Here is an 18,210-nt window from a genome sequence, read left to right as displayed (position 1 = left end):
ACTGCCTGTAGGAGCGGGCTTGCCCCGCGATAGCGGTGCGCCTGACACACCGCTATCGCGGGGCAAGCCCGCTCCTACAGAGACATCTCGAACGTTCAGGTATTGCTGCGCAGCGCCTTGCGATAGTCGCCCGGAGACTGCCCGGTCCATTTGCGAAACGCCTTGCGGAAATTCGCCGCTTCGGAGAAACCGACCTGAGCAGCCAGGTCGTCCATGGGCATGTCGCTTTGCTGCAAGAATTCAATCGCCAGCGCACAGCGTACTTCATCCAGCACACTCTGGTAGGTGCGTTGATACTCGGACAGCCTCCGGTGAAGGGTGCGAGCCGACATACCCAAGGTCCGCGCCACCGTCTCCACTCCCGGAAAGCGGCCACTGCGGCTCAAGCAGGCCATGCGCACCGCCTCGATCAGGTCGGAGTCGTCCGGCAAGCTTGCCACCAACTGCTGGCAAAAACTCATGCTCATCGCCGAGGTGAGCGGGTTGGCGTTCGGACAAGGCCGTTGCAAAACGCTCGCGTCGAAGCGCCACTCCATCACTTCACTGTCGAACTCCACCGGACAACCGAAGAATTCCTCATAGCATTGCCAATGTTCGGGTGCCGGATACGGCAGCAACAACCGCCGGGACGGAAAGGGCTTTTCCAGCACACACTGGACCAGTGAGTGGATTGAAGCGAACCAGAACTCGGTGGCCACTGGCATCAGCTCACCCAAAGCAAAGAAGCCTTGGCCAATGAACACGCCCTCGTCGCCTTCCAGGCGAAACGACTTCTGAAAGATTGGCCCCAGCAGGCGGACATGCCTGACTCCAAACTCAACCGCATGACCGAAGGTCTCGCTGCTAACCAAGGCGTAGCCAAAGATCCCGAAGTCGCTGAGGCGTTGCCGCGCACCAGCCCGCAGCCCGCTGTCGGGGTGGCGCATCAAGCGTTGCATGTTGGCGAAGATCGCCAGCTTTTGCCGATGGGAGATTCGGGTCGCCGGGTCGAGCATCTGTGCCGCTGACAACTCGGTGCCTTCCAACAATCCGACGGCTTCCACGCCCTGGGCCTGCAGTTCAGCCACCAAAGCCGGCAAGCCAAGCATGTTGTGCTGCGGAACGTCCATGGCCGCGCCATAGGTGGCGACGATCAGCTGAGTCATCTAAAGGCCTCCCTTTCAGCATTGGCAGAAATTAACCCCCAGGCTGGCGCATTACAACCTCCCGTAACGCGCCACAACACTGCATCTTCAGCCCCATGGATTCACCCAAGAAAAATAATAAGACCTGAGGCTGTCATGAGAAGACTGTTTGCCCCTGCCCTTGCCGCGTGCCTGCCGCTGATTCCATTGTCGGCATTGGCCAGCGAGGCGCCCCTGAACATCGTGCGTATCGGCTATGCCGATATCCAGTTCAACACGGACTCGGGCGATATGACCGGCATGCCTGGTACGACCCCCGATTACGTCCAGGCCACCGTGCGCGACACCAGCACCCTGGCGCTGATCTACGAGCGCCGCCTTGGCGGGCCTTGGTCGCTGGTTCTGCAAAGCGGTGCGCCGCCCGTCATTGACTTCGATGGCGCAGGCACCGCTGAACCGCTGGGCAAGGTGGGCAGTGCCCGCGCCTGGTTTCCGGCCGTGTTGATCGCCTACAACTTCGATCTGTTTGGCGTGCAGCCCTATGTCGCCCTGGGGGTCAATTACACCTGGTTCAGCGAAGAAAAGATGACCGCGGCTTACAACACTGCGTTCGGTGGCACCTCCAGCACATCCAAGCTCGACGACTCGTTTGGCGCCGTGGCCAAGGTCGGCGTAGAGATCCCTTTCGCCGACAACTGGAGCGCCGGTTTTTCCTACTCACGCTATTGGATCGACACCACCGCCACCATCAAGACCCAGACCCCGGGCCTGGGCGAGGTCAAACGCAAGATCGATGTCGAAGCAGACCCGGACGTCTACTCGTTCACCGTTGGCTACCACTTCTGACCTTGCCCTCAACACTCACGGAGCCCAGACATGAGCACTGAAAAGATGAACGACACGTTCGACTACATCGTGATCGGCGGCGGTTCGGCAGGGTGTGTCGTCGCCAGCCGCTTGAGCGAAAACCCCGCTATCCGCGTCTGCCTGATCGAGGCCGGTGGCACCGATAACAGCGTGCTGATCCAGGCGCCCGTGGGGGTGGTCGCCATGCTGCCCACGCGGATCAATAATTGGGCCTTCGAGACCGAACCGCAGCCCGGCCTGAATGGCCGTCGTGGCTACCAGCCGCGGGGCAAAGCCCTTGGCGGTTCCAGCTCGATCAACGCCATGCTCTACGTACGCGGACATCGCCAGGACTACGATCAGTGGGCGGCAATGGGTAACACCGGGTGGTCCTATGACGAAGTGCTGCCGTACTTCATCAAGTCTGAGCAGAACCAACGCCTGAACGACGCCTACCACGGCCAGACCGGCCCGCTCAGCGTTGCCGAGGTAAGCTGCCCGAGCGCCCTGAATGCCGCGTTTATCCAGGCTGCCGAGATCAACGGCATTCAGCGCACCCAGGATTACAACGGCGCCAGCCAGGAAGGCGCGTTCATGTACCAGGTCACCCAGCGCAATGGCGAACGCTGCAGCGCGGCCAAAGCCTTCCTGACCCCTCACCTGCACCGGCCCAACCTCAAGGTGCTGACCGGTGCCACGGTCGAGCGGGTGCTGGTGGAGGCGTCAAGAACCACTGGCGTGCAATTGCGCCTGGGAGGCAAGCGTGTTGTGCTCAATGTGCTGCATGAGGTGGTGCTCTGCGCTGGCGCCTTCGGCTCACCTCAAGTGTTGATGCTCTCGGGCATCGGCCCACGAGAAGAGCTGCACAAGCACGGTATCGCTATCACCCATGAGCTGCCGGGTGTAGGCGAGAACCTGCAGGACCATATCGACTACGTGTTCACCTACCGCAGCCCCGACAAATCCAACACCTTCGGCTGCTCGCCCACTTTCAGTTGGAAGATGCTCAAGGCCATGGCCCAGTGGAAACGCGAGCGCAAGGGCCTGGTGACCTCGCCCTTCGCCGAGTCAGGGGCTTTCTTCAAAAGCCACCCGGATTTGGAGGTTCCCGACCTGCAGTTGATCTTCGTTCCGGCCATCGTCGATAACCATGCACGCAACTTGCGCCTGGGGCACGGCTTCAGCTGCCATTTGACCCTGCTACGCCCGAAAAGCCGTGGCACCGTTCGACTGGCCAGTACCGATCCAACGGCAGCCCCGCTGATCGACCCGCGCTTCTTCAGCGAGCCGCAGGACCTGGAAGTGCTGATGCGCGGATCCGACATCCAGCGCGCCATCCTCGATGCCGCGCCGCTGACTCCCTACCGAGGCAAGCCGCTATATCCGCTGAGCCAACGCGACCGTAACGCCGTAGAACAAGACATCCGCAATCGTGCCGACACCCAGTATCACCCCGTTGGCACCTGCAAGATGGGCCACGACCCGATGGCGGTGGTGGACGACCAGTTGCGCGTACATGGCATCGCCGGCCTGCGTGTGGCCGACGCCTCGATCATGCCGACGCTGATCGGCGGCAATACCAACGCACCCAGCATCATGATTGGTGAAAAAGCCGCCGACATGCTGCTGCGTAGCCACCGGGAGGGATGAACCATGAACGATCTGTCATACCTCAGCGACACGGCTGAAACCGAACGCATGCAACGGGTGCTGGAGCGCCAACGTGAAGCGTTCAACGCTCAGCCCTACGTCCCGCTGAAAGTTCGCCTGGACAACCTCAAGCGCTTGATCGACGCGTTGCGCCGCTACCAACAACCTATCGTTGCGGCCCTGGAAGCTGATTTCGGTGGTCGCGCCGCCTTCGAGACCTTGCAAATCGAGGTGCTCGGCCCGGTGTTGCATGCCCGTCACGCCGTCGCCCATCTGCGTCGTTGGATGAAGCCACAGCGACGCAAGACCGAATTGTTGTTCCTGGGCAACCGCGCCTGGGTGGAGTACCAGCCAAAAGGCGTGGTAGGCATCGTCGGCACCTGGAACTTCCCTTTGTACCTGACCCTCGGACCGTTGATCACTGCTTTGGCGGCTGGCAACCGGGCAATGATCAAGGTCTCGGAATTCGCACCGCAAAGCCGCAAGGTGCTGCAAGCGATGCTGGCCGAAGTGTTCAGCGAGGAGGAAGTCGCGGTGTTTGGCGGCGAACTGACTGCCGCTCAGGTATTCACCGCGCTGCCGTTGGATCATCTGGTATTCACCGGTGCGCCGCAGGTCGGCCATCATGTGATGCGCGCCGCTTCCGAACACCTGGTTCCAGTAACCCTGGAACTGGGCGGCAAGTCGCCGGCGCTGCTCGGCGAGCATGCCAACCTGGAGGACGCCGCCCTGCGTATCGCTCACGGCAAGGGTTTCAATGCCGGTCAAGTGTGCGTTGCGCCGGACTACGTGCTGGTGCCCGAGGGCAAGGCGCAGGTGTTCGCCGAAGCAGTCAAGCGAGCCTTTGAACAGCTGTATCCTGACCCGGCCACAAGTGCCGATTACACCAGTATCATCAGCGAGCGCCATGCCCAGCGCCTGCAGGCACTGTTGGCCGATGCCCGGGCCAAAGGCGCGACGATACTGGCTTGCCGCAGTTCGTCCGACGCGCCAAGGCGCCTGCCACTGCAAGTGATCACCGGGGTGAGCGAAGACATGCGGGTGGCCCAGGAAGAACTGTTTGGCCCCCTGCTGCCAGTGCTCGAATACCGCGATCTGGACCAAGCCATCGACTATATCCAGGCCCGCCCGCGGCCACTGGCGCTCTACCCTTTCGGGCTGGACAAGCAGCAAACCGAGCACCTGTTAAAGCACACCCACAGCGGTGGCGTGACCCTGGATGACTGGGCCTGGCATGTGTTCCAGCACGACCTGCCATTCGGCGGTGTGGGTAATTCCGGCATGGGTTCTTATCATGGCGAGGAAGGCTTCCGTGCGCTTTCCCATGGCAAATCAGTACTCAAACGCCAACGCTGGTTTCCGACGCAGCTGTTCTACCCACCTTATGGGCGCTGGGTGCAGCGCCTGGTGGTGAAGTTTTACCTCGGCTAGCAAGGTGACTGGCGTGCTGCCCGCCCAGAGCGCGCGCCAGTCAACCGCCCAGGGCGATAATCGCGGCCATCAACGCCGTACCGACCACTGCCAGCACCACCCCACTCTTCCAGCGATTACCACCGCAATAACTCGCCAATAGCCATCCCGATGCAAACAACATTGCCAGGGCGACAAGATTAGAGCCGCGAATGGCCAGTGCCGTGTTGTCGGTCAACAGAAACGGAATCACCAGCGGGAAGGTCGCCAGCACCACCAGCAAAAATGTCCCAAAGGCCCCTTTGAAATCATCCACGCCCAGGCGCGGCGCCGCCGGTAACGGGGCGTGGGCCAGCAAGCGTAAACGTAGCGCTTCCATTTCGTGAGCGTCTGCGGCCGCAGCAATGCGTTCAGGCAACAAAGCCGCAAGCAGCGCCCGCCCCTCTTCGGCGCTGCAACCGCTGCGCAAGCGTTTGAGCAAATTCTGGTTGCGGGTACGCTCCGTCCAGGTCTGCAGCAGGTAAACCACCGCGTCGGCCAGGCCCCAGGCCAGGTTGCAGCCCAATGCCGCGGTCAGCATGGTCTGGGCTTCATCGCGTCCGGAGGTGGCCACACTCAAGGTGCCAACGAAGGTCATGGCCATCAACAAGCCGAAAATTACTTCGGTGACGCGCTCGATCGGATCGAGTATCGGCCGTCGTCGATCTTGTGTCATACGCACTTCTATCAATGCCCGTCCCCTACGGATGCGCTACATTCCTGCTGTTTGCTTGCAGCTTGCTGCTGAGCTTATCGCACACAAGGACAGCCCCAACAGGAGTTCCATGAAAGACACCGGCCCCCCATCACCTGCAAGCAACCAAGCGCCGAGCAGACCGGAACTGGGCTGGAGACGCTGGCTGCCAGGGCTACAGATGTTGCGCGGTTACCAACCAGCTTGGCTGCGCCGGGACTTGATGGCCGGGCTTGTGCTGACCACCATGTTGATACCGGTGGGCATTGCCTATGCCGAAGCCTCGGGCGTACCGGCCATTTACGGCCTGTATGCGACCATCGTGCCCTTGCTGGCGTATGCACTGTTCGGCCCTAGCCGGATCCTGGTGTTGGGCCCAGATTCGGCACTTGCCGCGATCATCCTCGCGGTAGTGCTGCCGCTGTCAGGAGGCGACCCCGGTCGTGCCATCGCCCTGGCCAGCGCAATGGCACTGGTCTCGGGCGTGGTGTGTATCGCGGCGGGCCTGCTGCGCCTGGGGTTCATCACAGAGTTATTGTCCAAACCGATCCGCCACGGCTACATGAACGGTATTGCCTTCACTGTGCTGGTCAGCCAAACACCCAAGCTGTTCGACATTTCGGTAGACAGCACCGGCCCTCTGCAAGACATCCTCGGCCTGTTCAAAGCCCTGGCCGCAGGCGAGGCCAACTGGATCGCCTTTGCTGTCGGCGCCGCTACCTTGGTGCTGATTCTGCTACTGCAGCGCTTCAAGCGCACTCCGGTCATCCTGATTGCGGTCGTGGCAGCAACCCTTGTCGTCGGCGTGCTGGACCTGGATGCCAGCCACGCGGTGAAGGTATTGGGCACAGTTCCCGAGGGGCTGCCTGGGTTGGCCTTCCCTTGGTTGCATGCCGACGATCTGGGGCCTGTGTTGATGGGTGGGCTAGCGGTGGCGCTGGTTTCCTTTGCCGATACCAGCGTGCTGTCACGGGCGTATGCCGCCAAGGTTCGCGCTCCGGTGAACCCGAACCAGGAAATGGTCGGGCTTGGCGCTGCCAACCTCGCCGCCGGGCTGTTCCAAGGCTTCCCGATCAGCAGCAGTTCATCCCGTACCCCCGTGGCTGAAGCCGCCGGGGCCAAGACGCAACTCACTGGGGTATTCGGCGCGTTGGGCGTCGCGCTGCTGTTGCTGCTGGCCCCCAACCTGCTCCAGGACCTTCCCAACAGTGCCCTGGCCGCGGTGGTAATTGCTGCGGCCATCGGCCTGTTTGAATTCAAAGACCTCAAGCGCATCTACCGCATTCAGCAGTGGGAGTTCTGGCTGTCGATCACCTGCTTCGTAGGGGTGGCGACGCTCGGCGCGGTGCCGGGCATAGGCCTGGCCGTGGTGATAGCAGTGATCGAATTCCTGTGGGACGGCTGGCGCCCACACTACGCGGTGTTGGGAAGAGTTGATGGCATCCGTGGCTACCACGATATCAGTCGCTACCCCCACGCCCGCCGGGTTCCAGGCCTGGTGCTGTTTCGCTGGGATGCCCCGCTGTTCTTCGCCAACGCCGAACTGTTCCAGGCCTGTGTACTGGAAGCCATTGCCGCATCGCCCACCACTGTTCGCCGCGTGGTGATTACCGCCGAGCCGGTCACCAGTGTGGATGTCACCTCCGCTGACATGCTCATCGAGCTAGGTGAAACACTGCGCAAGCAAAACGTCGAACTGCGATTCGCCGAAGTGAAAGACCCGGTGCGCGACAAACTCAAACGCCTGGAAGTGCTCGAACACATTGGCCATGACGTGTTCCAGCCAACCGTCGGCGCGGCAGTAGATGCCTACCTAGAAGAACATCAGATTGACTGGACGCCTTGATCAGCGTCGAAGCCTGAGGGCTGACTTCAGTCAGACGCCCCGAAAAATGGCAGGACTATACTCGAACAGCCTGCCACCCCAGGCGTCCCTTCAAGCTGACGAGGCATTGCGACATGGCCAAAAAGAAAGATAAAGAGAAAGACAAAGACAAGAGTTCTGGACCTATCGGGCGCAAAGACTACGAGCAGGAACTCAAAGCCCTGCACGTCGAGTTGGTCAAACTGCAGCAATGGGTGACGGCCAAGGGGTTGAAAGTCTGCGTTGTGTTCGAAGGGCGCGATGGTGCCGGCAAGGGGGGCACCATCAAGGCCATCACTGAACGGGTCAGCCCGCGGGTGTTCCGCGTGGTGGCACTACCGGCACCGACTGAACGAGAAAAGAGCCAGATTTATTCCCAGCGCTACGTGAAGCACATGCCTTCTGCAGGCGAAGTGGTGATCTTTGACCGCAGCTGGTACAACCGCGCTGGTGTAGAACGGGTGATGGGTTTCTGCTCCGACGAACAAGCGAAAAAATTCCTCGCGGTCACGCCGCTGTTTGAAAAGATGCTGGTCGAGTCCGGCATCATCCTCGTCAAATACTGGCTGGAAGTCAGTCCTGAAGAACAACAACGGCGCCTGGAAGATCGCATCACCGATGGCCGCAAGATCTGGAAGCTGTCGCCGATGGACTTGAAGTCGTTCACCCGCTGGGACGACTACACCCGCGCCCGCGATGAGATGTTTGCCGCCACCGATTCCTCATGGGCTCCTTGGTATATGGCGCCGTCGGAAGACAAGCGGCGGGTGCGCTTGAACATCATCAGCCATCTGCTCAAACAAATCCCTTACAAAGACATCACCCAGAAAGAGCAGATCAAGCTGCCTAAACGCGGAAAAATCGGGCAGTACAAGAGTGCCAACTACCCGTTCCGCATGATTCCCGAGCGTTTTTAAACAACGCGGCGGTAGGAGCGGGCTTGCCCCGCGATTGCGGTGTGACAGATAAACCGCAATCGCGGGGCAAGTCCGCTCCTACCCTGTGTCATTGCGCTGTTTTGAGCCGATAGGCTTTGCGGTTGGCGCTGCGGGCGAAGCACACGAACAGCGCCGCCATGATCGCCAGGGCCATTGGCAGCCCGTGTGGCGCAACGTTCATGGCCGCACCACTGACCAACGGCCCGACCAGACTGCCCACACCCCACAACAGCCCGACACTGGCGTTGGCTGTCACCAGATCCTGCCCCTTGAACTGCTGCCCGATCAGCACCAGCGCCAAGGTGTACACACCACCGGCCACCGCGCCGAGCACCACCAGTGCCGGCCACAGCAGCCATTGAACCTGGAGCAACCAAGGCAAAGCCAGGCCGATCAGCATCGCCACCACACCACACACCAGGTGCACCCTGGTGCGCTCGGTACGGTCTGCCAGCCAGCCCAACGGCAACTGGAACAGCATGTCGCCGGTGAGGATGACCGTCACCATCAACGCAGCCACGCCCACGGCAAAGCCGTGACTTGAGGCATACACCGGCATCAGCGACAGAATCACCGCATCAAAGAACGAGAAGAACAGCACGCCCATGCACAGCGCCGGGGCGACACGGAAAAAGCCCGCCAGCGAGAAGCTCTTTTCCCCCTCCTCACCATGCTCGACATGATCGTTGGGCACTGTCAGCACAATGCACAGCAACGCCAGGCCATAGCAGGCGGTGACCACAACAGTTACCCAAATGCTCTGCGCGCCAACCAATGCCAGCATCGCCGGGCCGAGCATCTGAAAGCCGGTAAAAGCGGTGGCATACAGCGCCATGACCTTGCCACGGTTGTGCTCTTCACTCAGCTCATTGACCCACGACTCGCCCAGAATGATCGCAATGCCCATGCCGATGCCCAGGCCCAATCGCAGCAGCGCCAACAGGTAGATCGAGGAGAACGCCCATTCAAGCAGGCCAATGCTCACCGTGCACAAACCAAAGCACAGCAAGTAGATATTGCGTCGGGTCAGGTGGCGGCAGCAGGCATCGACCATGAATGCCGAGAGCATCATCCCCGCCGCCGGGATGGCCGAAAGAATGCCGATCTGCAAGGTACTGGCGCCCGCCTCCAGCATGCGCAGCGAAACCAACGGCAAACTCGCCCCGAGACTGAAACCCACCACGGAAACAGCAAACAACAAACCCAACAACAAACGCGTATTCATTACCACTCCACACTCATCTGCGCAGGTGCGACATCGCGCCTGCGCAGGCGCACACATGACCAAAAACAGTTCAGGTACGGACGAACACAGCCACAGCAAAATGCCGGGCGTGCAGCCGCCAAGTCAGGCGGTGTGGCGGTGAGGTGAGAAGGTAAAGGCGAACAGCACGCTGCGCCGACGCTTGAGCACGGTATCGCTCGGCCAATCGCAGCAACGGGTCAGGATGACCGGCTGGGGTTGCGCGAATGTAAGGCTGAAGCGGCTCATACGTCAGTTACACAGGAAAGAATGGGCGGCACTCTAGGAGAAGCCATGCCACCCGTCAATAGCCCGTTCTTGAGCCTTCAGCGCTTTCCGGTAGACGGCAGCAGAATCGCCAGCAGGCCGAACAGTGGCAGGTACGAGCAAAGACTGTAGACATACTCGATGCCTTTGAGGTCTGCCAGGTAGCCGAGCAATGCCGCGCCGATACCGCCAAAACCGAACATCAGGCCGAAGAAAATCCCGGCGATCATGCCGACGTTGCCCGGCACCAGCTCCTGGGCATACACCACGATGGCCGAGAATGCCGACGCGAGGATAAAGCCAATAACTACACTCAGCACACTGGTCCAGAACAGGTCGGCGTATGGCAGCAGCAGGGTGAACGGCGCCACGCCGAGGATCGAAAACCAGATCACCGCCTTACGACCGATACGGTCACCAATCGGCCCACCGAAGAACGTTCCGGCCGCCACCGCGCCGAGGAACAGGAACAGGTACAACTGCGAACTGGCAACCGAAAGGTCGAACTTCTCGATCAGGTAAAAGGTGAAGTAGCTGGTGAGGCTGGACATATAGAAGTACTTGGAGAACACCAGCAGCCCCAGGACCACCAGCGCACCGATCACCCGCCCGCGCGACAAACCATGGGTGGCCGCCTGCCCGGCTTTGGCCTTGAACAAGTTCAGGTGCTCGCGATACCAGCGGCTCAAGCCATAGGTCACCAGCACCGCAAACACCGCGAACAAGCCGAACCAGGCGACATTGCCCTGGCCAAACGGAATGATGATCGCCGCAGCCAGCAATGGGCCAAACGCCGAGCCGGCATTGCCACCCACCTGAAAGGTCGACTGCGCCAGCCCAAAACGCCCGCCCGAGGCCAGCCGAGCGATGCGCGAGGTTTCCGGATGGAAGGTGGAAGAGCCGATGCCCACCAAGGCGGCGGCCAGCAAAATCATTGGGAAGCTAGCGACGTACGCCAGCATGACAATCCCCACCAGCGTGCACAGAGTGCCCAGCGGCAGCAGATTCGGCATCGGCTTGCGGTCGGTATAAAAGCCAACCCAGGGTTGCAGCAGCGAGGCAGTGATCTGGAAGGTCAGTGTGATCATCCCCACCTGGGCAAAACTCAGCCCGTAGTTAGCCTTGAGCAGCGGGTAGATCGACGGTAGCACTGCCTGGATCAGGTCGTTGATCAGGTGCGCCAGCGCGCACGCGGCGATGATCCGCATGACCAGCGGGCTGCTTTGGGCAGTCGCGGAGCTTGCGGGCGAAAGGGACGAGGCACTGCTTACAGCCATGACTAAGTCTTCCATCCGTTGGTTGGGATCCAATTATCCAGAATTCGTTAGCAAGCGCACGATTCTTTTCGACGAGCGTCACTTCTACATTCTTGCTAATGATTCTCACTAGCTATAGCATCTTTCAGGTTTTCAGCCCTTGGTCCCTGCTCAGAGCATTGCGCGCGTCATGAATTCATCACCCACTTCAATACCCTCAACCGGCCCTGGCACACGGATACACCAGGCCAAACGACGTGAAGCGCCACGCGCCTGGCTGGGCTGGGCTATCGCCGCTGGTGTGTTGTTGGCCGGCGGATTGTTCATGTGGAGCCAACTGGCCTACCTGCAACGGCTGATCAGCGACGTGGCCACCGACCCAGGCGAACGTCGGCAGATTCAGCTGGCCGATGGCTCGCGGCTGACGCTGGACGGCGCCAGCGCAGTCGATGTCGATTTACGCGGGCCGGTACGCAAGGTGCGCCTTGTTCAGGGCCAGGTGTTCATCAATGTGATGCTTGATGGTCGTCCGTTTGAGGTCGATATCGGCGAAACCCGGGTTCAGGTGTTTGGTACTCATCTTTCGGCCAGCCGAGGTCTCGACCATGACGAAGTGGTCCTGTTCAAGGGCAAGGTGGAGGTCAGTAGCCAATACGGTGAAAAACGCTTACTCACCCAAGGCCAACGCCTGATCATTCGCGGCGCAAGCCTGGGCCAGGCGGAGAAAGTGGATGCTGAACGCTTGCTGGCATGGCGTGACGGGCAGGCTTCAAAGCCCCCTGTCCGCTAAGCAATTGATCACACGATTATTTTTTTAAAAAAGAGTGTTGACAGGTGTCCGTTTAAAGCGAATAATGCGCGCCACTTGGCTACATAGCTCAGTTGGTTAGAGCATAGCATTCATAATGCTGGGGTCCGGGGTTCAAGTCCCTGTGTAGCCACCAAGTACCGAAAAATGGCTTACCGCAAGGTAAGCCATTTTTTTTTGCGCCTGCAATCGGCTGCGGGCTTGCCCCGCGATCGCGGTGTGTCAGTGAAATTGCTTCGCGGGGCAAGCCCGCTCCTACAAGCAGCACTGGCTTAATGAGAAAGATTGTCATTATACTCCAGCCCTCTCCCGGTTCCGCCCGAGCAAAGGAAAGTGCTGCTGTGCTGGAAAAATTGTTCACCCAACATTCATCTGCTCTGCACCGTTACCTTCTGAGCAAGAAATGCACGCCAAGCCTGGCCGCGGATTTGGTGCAGGAAACCTTTCTACGCCTTGCCCAACTGGAGAACCTGGAGAGCGTGCTTCGCGGGCCCTCTTACTTGTTCCGGGTGGCCCACAATCTGATGATCGATCACTATCGCCGCTACGGTGAGAAGCGCTTCGATGCCGATGCCACGGCGTTTTTTGAAACCCTGGTCGATGAAACCAGCCGCCCCGAAGAACAAGCCATCGATGCCCTGGAACTGGAGCATCTGGAAAACATGCTTGAGCGAATGCCAGCACGCACCCGCGATGTGTTCCTGTTGCTGCGTGTGGAGGGCATGACCCACAAAGAAGCCGCCCGCTATTTACGGATTTCCACAAGCTCTGTACAAAAACACATGGCAATGGCCCTGGCTAAAATTGGCAGGGAACTGGAACCCGACCCTGAGGGTTAGGCCTGGGTACGATAAAAAGCAACAAGGTAACCAGATAACACCGTGAATGCTTCTCCACAGAATATCGACCCAATAGAGCACGAAGCTGCCGACTGGGTGGTGCGCCAGCGGCAAGGACGGCTGTCGGCGCGCGAACAGAAGGCGTTCCAGCGCTGGCTGGCGGCCGACCCTTTGCATGCCGCCGCCGCTGAGCGAGCGGATCGTGCCTGGCAGGCCACCGCACAGCTCAAGCGCCTGCCCGGTTATACCAAGCCGCAGCGCCCGCCTCGCCCCCGCTGGTTTCAAATGCCGCTCGCCACCGGCAGCCTCGTGACGGGCCTCGCCCTGGGTTGCTGGATGCAGCTCGCCCCGCCGTTCTGGCTACAGGCGCTGAGCAGTGACTACCACACTGGCTTTGGCGAAACCCAGCAGATCACCTTGGCCGATGGCAGCCAGGTGCAATTGGGCAGCCACAGCATCCTCAATGTTGCCTACGACGATCAGACCCGGCTTGTGCGCCTGAGCCAGGGCGAGGCGGTGTTCACCCCGTCACCGGTTACTGATCAGGAGCGACGACCGTTCACCGTGCGCACCGCTGGCGCCGATATCACCGCACGCGGCACGCAATACCTGGTGGGTGTTGCCGACAACCGCGAAGGCTGGGTGGGTGTGCTGGAACATCAGGTCGAAGTGGATCTGGCCCATCGCGAGCTGGAAGACGCTGCCGGCTCTGCCCTGCTCGATCAAGGCAAGAGCCTGCGCTTTGGCCCGACCTCCGGCATTGTGCCGCTGAATGTCAGCCCCGACGAACTCGCCAGTTGGCAGGAAGGACGCCTGGTGTTTCAGCGCGAACTGCTGGCCGATGCCGTAGCGCGCATCAATCGCTTCCGCTCCGGCCTGGTCATGGTCAAAGGAGAAGCACTGCGCAATGTTCAGATCAGCGCCGTGATGCGCCTGGACAACCTTGACGATGCCCTCAAGCGTCTGGCGATGCAGGCCCATGCACGCATCATCGACTTGCCAGGGCTGACGGTGATTTACTGAAAGCTGCAAACTGCAAGCTTGAAGCTTGAAGCTTGAAGCTTGAAGCTTGAAGCTTGAAGCTTGAAGCTTGAAGCTTATAAAAAATACAATTTATAGATCGAAATGATCTATTGCGTTTTCGCAACTGTGCCGTCCTCACTACACGTAAATAGATCTTATTTGCTTTTAGTGAGGCCGGTTTTGCAAACGCAAGGGAATAACAACAAGCGCAAGCTTTCCAAGCGCACCCGCCTGAGCCTGGGCGTGCAGTTAGCCGTATTAGCATTGATCGCCGACGCCACCCTGCTTGGCACCGTTCACGCCAACCCAGCCGCGAGCGTAACCCACGCAGCGGCGGAAGGTGCCATCCACAGCTTCAACGTACCGTCGCTGGCGCTGGATGAAGCGCTGGTAATGCTGGCCCGCCAGGCCGGAGCCGAACTGTACATCGGCAGCAGCAACTTTGCCGGCGCCTACGGCAACCCGGTCCAAGGCCGTCTTTCCCTTGAAGCTGCGCTGCAGCAATTGCTGGCAAATAAAGCCGTCACCTTCAGCGTCGTCGGCCAACCCGACCGCCCGGTTATTCAGGTGCAGTCCGCTGCGGATACCTCGGGCTTGGTAGAAGGCGACCTTCACCCCACTTACGTGAACGGCGCCGAGTACCAAGAGTCGCGCGACGTAAAGGGCTACAACGACATCTACGATCAGGACATCTCCTCGGTGTACGCCGGCAAGGAGCAGATCGAACGCTACAAAGGCGCCGCCCCCGCCGACCTGTTCAAGGGCATGCTCAACGTCTACAGCGGCGATGCCCGTAACAGTGGCGCGCTGGACCCAAACATCCGCGGCATCCAGGGCCCGGGCCGCGTGCCGCTGACTATCGATGGCACCGAGCAGGCGCTAACCGTGTACCGCGGCTACAACGGCGCCAACAACCGCAACTACATCGACCCCAACCTGATCGGCAGTATCAAGGTCATCAAGGGGCCGAACATGGAGCGTAACGTCTACAGCGGCGTCGGTGGCGCAGTGGTGGCCAGCACCCTGAACGTCGATGACGTGCTTAAGGAAGGCCAAGAGTACGGCGGCGAATTCAAGATCGAGGGCAGCAACAACTCGGTTTCGCCAAGACTGCCGACCCTGCTGACCGGACAGATGCCCGGCCCAGAACATAATTTCGGCCCTATCTTCACCTACTACGACCCTTCGCTGTACAAACAGCCGCGCACCAGTAGCAGCAACGACCTGCTGTCCAGTGACGACTATGCCTATCGCATGGCCCTGGCCACCCGCCAGGAGAAGTTCGAACTATTGGCTGCTTATGCCTACCGGGAAAAAGGCAACCACTACGCGGGCAAGAACAAAAGCGACTTCTATTCAACCGGCAAGCAGGTAAATGGCCATTGGGACTACATTCCCAACCTGGCGACCATCTACAAACCGGGCGCGGAAGTGCCCAACACCTCCAGCAAGATGGAGTCGTGGCTGGGCAAAGCCAAACTCAAGATCGATGAAGGCCAGTCCCTTGAGTTCGGCTACCGCGACACTGATTCGCTGTACGGCGAGATTCTGCCATCGCGGATTTCATTTTTCACACCCGGCTCCCAGTTCGACGCCGCGACCCATGGCGTGCCGCAGTGGCCGCTGAGCCATGTGGAAAGCAAAGCCTACAACCTGGAGTACAAACTCAAGCCTGAGGGTAACCCGTGGGTGGACTTCTACTCCAACCTCTGGGCAACCAACACCCGCAGCGATACCTACAGCAGTGGCGGCATACCGAACCACACCACCTGGCTCGATCCGGTGTTCAGAAACACCGCGCTAGCCAACGCCAAGCACGACCGTGTCGGCCTGACCGTCAGCAACAAATTCAAACTGCTCGACAGCCTCGACTTGACCCTGGGTGGTAGTTACCAGCATGAAAAACTGGGCTCCAGCGACGACTACTACGACACAGCCATCAGCACCACTTTGCGTATGTATCCGCGCAAAGGACGTAGGGAAGAACAGGAATACAACTTCAATTTCGATTGGCGGCCGGTGACCTTTGCCCGATTCAATGCGGGGATGCGTTATTCCTCTTACTGGGCCTTTGATGATTTTTTGAAGGAACGCCAGGAGAGGGACGGTATTACAACCGCAACTGTGGAAACCGGGCGGGAGGTTGCTTACACCACCAGAAAGCTACTTACAGACACTGAGCGGCAAGCAAAAATAAATCAGCAAATTGAAGACTCCAAATCCTCATGGGATGCATTTGGCTTCACCGAAGCAGAGCGCCAAGAGGCAATAGCGCAAATTAAATCTCAGACCTCGCACATTGAAGAAACCCGGCACTGGGCAGCGTGGGCACACAACGGTAAAGGTAAATACTCTCGTAGCAACAACCCTTGCATGAACTTCCAAGACCCACGCAGAACAATTATTTCATGCGACAGCTCTTTGCCCCGCAGCGTAGATGAAAATGGAAACCCTAACTATCATGAAAAAGATGTAAGCGCAAAGCACCAGAAAGACCACGGCTGGACGCCTTCACTTTCTACCACGTTCTACACCTCCGAAAACGGCCGGCTGTACCTTCGCTACAGCGAAGCTCTTCGTTATCCGAGTATGTTTGAAAGCACCGTCGGTTTCTCTGCTTCAACCAATCCGTGGGGGCTCAAGCCGGAACATGCGCGCAACTATGAAGCCGCCTACATACACAATTTGTCCGGATTGGCTGGCAGTGAAATCGCCGACATCAAGCTGACGTACTACCACAACACCACCAAGGATGTGATCGAACGCGATCCGAACATGCGTTTCGACAACCTGGAGAAGCAGACCACCGCCGGCCTGGAACTCCAGGGTCGTTACGACAACGGGCGCGTGTTCACTGACTTGAGTATCGGTCATGTGCTGAAGAATGAGGTCTGTGATGAAAACTCTGCCGTCATGCTCGACTCGACCGGCTCTACACCCAATTGCGTGGATGACGGCTTTGTCGGTGGCTACCTTGTGAGCATGGCAATGCCTGAATGGTCAGCCAACCTGGGATTGGGGGCACGATTCTTCGAGCGCAAACTTGAAGTTGGCGGGCGGGCTATTTATTACAAACAGCACGAAAACAAGTTCTACAACAACTACGGCAGCAACGCCATGGTCAGTTACTACCTGAACACACCGATGTCGTGGGACAAAATTATAACTTACGACGCCTACATAAATTACAAGTTGAGCGACGATGCTTCTATTGAATTAACCGGCACCAACTTGAGCAACCTCTATTACATCGACCCGCTGACGCGCTCAGCCATGCCCGCACCAGGTCGAACTTTGAAAATCAGCTTTACCACTACTTTTTAAATTTCGAGAAGGGGGCACTACATGGGCGGCTGAAAACCTGCTTGGCAAATGCTTGACGTGTTGAATTAACTTTAATCACTCAATGGATGAACAAATGAAATCTTTCAACTACACCGTACTGGCAGTTGCACTTTTTGGTCTGGCTGGCGTTGCTCAGGCAGCGACTTCTTCAGGGCAAAGTTACGACACTGCAATTGTCGTTGACGGTACCCAAGGCGCAGGCACCCCCAATCACCCAAGCGCGAACGGCATTCCAGCGGTGGGCGTCAGAGCGTTCCACAATGGTGCAAAAGTTGCTTTCAGCGGCCTGAAAGGCATGGTCCCCACCGACACTAACGGGGTCACCACCATCACTGCAGCCATGATGCCGCCCTCCCACTCGGCATTGGGCAACTTCGACTTCAAACAGGTTGCCAGCCAGCAGGTGTACTACGGTGAGTGGTCGCAAAGTGGTGCCAACAACGATCCAACTCGCGCCGTTTACTACTCCGGCGACACCACCGGCCGCGTACTGCCAACCGCCAGCGTGACCTACGCGGTGCAAGGCATCAACAACTACTCCGGCGGTAACCTGATGTCCGGTGAACTGACCGCATCGTTCGGCACTGCCGCGCCAAAACTGACCGGCTCGTTGAACAACAGCACCCTGAAAGTTGCGCTCGACGCCAACATCAATACAGCGACTGCCAGCTTCAGCGGCGATGCAATTGCACGCAACACAGCCACCAACGCTGTGCTGTCGGCCGGCACCACCCAAGGCAGCTTCTTCGGCGCAGGCGCCACCGCCTCGGTGGCCGGTATCGCCAAGTTCGCCAACCGCAACTACGACACCGCTTTCGGTGGCGCTCGCAAGTAAGTAGCGGGTTGATCCTGAAGTAGCACCAT

At 59.2% G+C, this 18,210-nt stretch carries 15 protein-coding genes and 1 tRNA gene; 11 read left to right on the top strand and 5 right to left on the bottom strand.

Features of this window, described 5'->3' with window-relative positions; all coding sequences use genetic code 11:
- Positions 1-95: 95 nt before the first annotated feature.
- Entirely contained in the window at positions 96-1,145 is a 1,050-nt protein-coding gene (locus E1573_RS15890) for an AraC family transcriptional regulator (RefSeq protein WP_133215347.1), read from the bottom strand.
- A gap of 135 nt (positions 1,146-1,280) precedes the next feature.
- Between E1573_RS15890 and E1573_RS15885 the strand changes: the two genes are divergently transcribed.
- The 3 genes from E1573_RS15885 to E1573_RS15875 are packed head-to-tail and all read left to right on the top strand — an operon-like array spanning position 1,281 to position 5,051.
- Positions 1,281-1,970, top strand: coding sequence for an OmpW family protein (locus E1573_RS15885; protein WP_133215345.1), 690 nt, complete (start codon positions 1,281-1,283; stop codon positions 1,968-1,970).
- A gap of 30 nt (positions 1,971-2,000) precedes the next feature.
- Positions 2,001-3,620, top strand: a complete 1,620-nt coding sequence (locus tag E1573_RS15880; RefSeq protein WP_133215343.1) for a GMC family oxidoreductase — start codon at positions 2,001-2,003, stop codon at positions 3,618-3,620.
- A gap of 3 nt (positions 3,621-3,623) precedes the next feature.
- On the top strand, positions 3,624-5,051 hold the full coding sequence (locus E1573_RS15875; protein WP_133215341.1) for a coniferyl aldehyde dehydrogenase: 1,428 nt from the start codon (positions 3,624-3,626) through the stop codon (positions 5,049-5,051).
- Positions 5,052-5,091: 40 nt separating this feature from the next.
- Here E1573_RS15875 and E1573_RS15870 read toward each other — a convergent pair whose 3' ends face one another.
- Complete coding sequence (locus E1573_RS15870) at positions 5,092-5,745, bottom strand: hypothetical protein (protein WP_133215339.1); 654 nt, start codon at positions 5,743-5,745, stop codon at positions 5,092-5,094.
- A gap of 199 nt (positions 5,746-5,944) precedes the next feature.
- Between E1573_RS15870 and E1573_RS15865 the strand changes: the two genes are divergently transcribed.
- A complete protein-coding gene (locus tag E1573_RS15865; protein ID WP_256659548.1) occupies positions 5,945-7,609 on the top strand; it encodes a SulP family inorganic anion transporter in 1,665 nt (554 codons plus the stop codon).
- Between the two features lie 113 nt (positions 7,610-7,722).
- Positions 7,723-8,544: a polyphosphate kinase 2 gene (gene ppk2 / locus E1573_RS15860; RefSeq protein ID WP_133215335.1), complete on the top strand. Its 822-nt coding sequence runs from the start codon at positions 7,723-7,725 to the stop codon at positions 8,542-8,544.
- Positions 8,545-8,632: 88 nt separating this feature from the next.
- Here the strand turns inward: ppk2 and E1573_RS15855 are convergent, their stop codons facing one another.
- The 3 genes from E1573_RS15855 to E1573_RS15850 all read right to left on the bottom strand — a co-directional run bounded on the left by E1573_RS15855 (position 8,633) and on the right by E1573_RS15850 (position 11,352).
- A complete protein-coding gene (locus E1573_RS15855; RefSeq protein WP_133215333.1) occupies positions 8,633-9,790 on the bottom strand; it encodes an MFS transporter in 1,158 nt (385 codons plus the stop codon).
- A gap of 123 nt (positions 9,791-9,913) precedes the next feature.
- Positions 9,914-10,057: a hypothetical protein gene (locus tag E1573_RS26740; protein WP_165957339.1), complete on the bottom strand. Its 144-nt coding sequence runs from the start codon at positions 10,055-10,057 to the stop codon at positions 9,914-9,916.
- Positions 10,058-10,134: 77 nt separating this feature from the next.
- Positions 10,135-11,352 carry an MFS transporter gene (locus tag E1573_RS15850; RefSeq protein WP_133215331.1) on the bottom strand — a complete coding sequence of 406 codons (1,218 nt, stop codon included), beginning with the start codon at positions 11,350-11,352 and terminating at the stop codon, positions 10,135-10,137.
- Between the two features lie 169 nt (positions 11,353-11,521).
- Here E1573_RS15850 and E1573_RS15845 point away from each other — a divergent pair, with 169 nt between their 5' ends.
- The 6 genes from E1573_RS15845 (at position 11,522) to E1573_RS15820 (ending at position 18,181) form a co-directional block, all read left to right on the top strand.
- Positions 11,522-12,121 carry a FecR family protein gene (locus E1573_RS15845; protein ID WP_133215329.1) on the top strand — a complete coding sequence of 200 codons (600 nt, stop codon included), beginning with the start codon at positions 11,522-11,524 and terminating at the stop codon, positions 12,119-12,121.
- A 77-nt stretch (positions 12,122-12,198) separates the two neighbouring features.
- Positions 12,199-12,275, top strand: a tRNA-Met gene (locus E1573_RS15840).
- A 205-nt stretch (positions 12,276-12,480) separates the two neighbouring features.
- Positions 12,481-12,978, top strand: a complete 498-nt coding sequence (locus E1573_RS15835) for an RNA polymerase sigma factor (protein ID WP_133215327.1) — start codon at positions 12,481-12,483, stop codon at positions 12,976-12,978.
- A gap of 42 nt (positions 12,979-13,020) precedes the next feature.
- Complete coding sequence (locus E1573_RS15830) at positions 13,021-14,001, top strand: FecR domain-containing protein (RefSeq protein ID WP_256659547.1); 981 nt, start codon at positions 13,021-13,023, stop codon at positions 13,999-14,001.
- A 180-nt stretch (positions 14,002-14,181) separates the two neighbouring features.
- Positions 14,182-17,325 carry a TonB-dependent receptor domain-containing protein gene (locus E1573_RS15825; RefSeq protein ID WP_256659546.1) on the top strand — a complete coding sequence of 1,048 codons (3,144 nt, stop codon included), beginning with the start codon at positions 14,182-14,184 and terminating at the stop codon, positions 17,323-17,325.
- Between the two features lie 94 nt (positions 17,326-17,419).
- Entirely contained in the window at positions 17,420-18,181 is a 762-nt protein-coding gene (locus E1573_RS15820) for a Slam-dependent surface lipoprotein (protein ID WP_165957338.1), read from the top strand.
- The last annotated feature ends 29 nt before the right edge of the window (positions 18,182-18,210 follow it).

It is taken from the genome of Pseudomonas sp. H9 (assembly GCF_004353925.1).
Lineage (GTDB): Bacteria > Pseudomonadota > Gammaproteobacteria > Pseudomonadales > Pseudomonadaceae > Aquipseudomonas.
Note: the sequence above shows the minus strand (reverse complement) of the source record. Positions and strands in the feature narration are given on the sequence as shown.

What these genes read in the sequence shown, in the direction of transcription:
- E1573_RS15890 (WP_133215347.1), bottom strand. Translation starts at nt 1,145, where the DNA reads ATGACTCAGCTGATCGTCGCCACCTATGGCGCGGCCATGGACGTTCCG.
- E1573_RS15885 (WP_133215345.1), top strand. Translation starts at nt 1,281, where the DNA reads ATGAGAAGACTGTTTGCCCCTGCCCTTGCCGCGTGCCTGCCGCTGATT.
- E1573_RS15880 (WP_133215343.1), top strand. Translation starts at nt 2,001, where the DNA reads ATGAGCACTGAAAAGATGAACGACACGTTCGACTACATCGTGATCGGC.
- E1573_RS15875 (WP_133215341.1), top strand. Translation starts at nt 3,624, where the DNA reads ATGAACGATCTGTCATACCTCAGCGACACGGCTGAAACCGAACGCATG.
- E1573_RS15870 (WP_133215339.1), bottom strand. Translation starts at nt 5,745, where the DNA reads ATGACACAAGATCGACGACGGCCGATACTCGATCCGATCGAGCGCGTC.
- E1573_RS15865 (WP_256659548.1), top strand. Translation starts at nt 5,945, where the DNA reads ATGTTGCGCGGTTACCAACCAGCTTGGCTGCGCCGGGACTTGATGGCC.
- ppk2 (WP_133215335.1), top strand. Translation starts at nt 7,723, where the DNA reads ATGGCCAAAAAGAAAGATAAAGAGAAAGACAAAGACAAGAGTTCTGGA.
- E1573_RS15855 (WP_133215333.1), bottom strand. Translation starts at nt 9,790, where the DNA reads ATGAATACGCGTTTGTTGTTGGGTTTGTTGTTTGCTGTTTCCGTGGTG.
- E1573_RS26740 (WP_165957339.1), bottom strand. Translation starts at nt 10,057, where the DNA reads ATGAGCCGCTTCAGCCTTACATTCGCGCAACCCCAGCCGGTCATCCTG.
- E1573_RS15850 (WP_133215331.1), bottom strand. Translation starts at nt 11,352, where the DNA reads ATGGCTGTAAGCAGTGCCTCGTCCCTTTCGCCCGCAAGCTCCGCGACT.
- E1573_RS15845 (WP_133215329.1), top strand. Translation starts at nt 11,522, where the DNA reads ATGAATTCATCACCCACTTCAATACCCTCAACCGGCCCTGGCACACGG.
- E1573_RS15820 (WP_165957338.1), top strand. Translation starts at nt 17,420, where the DNA reads ATGAAATCTTTCAACTACACCGTACTGGCAGTTGCACTTTTTGGTCTG.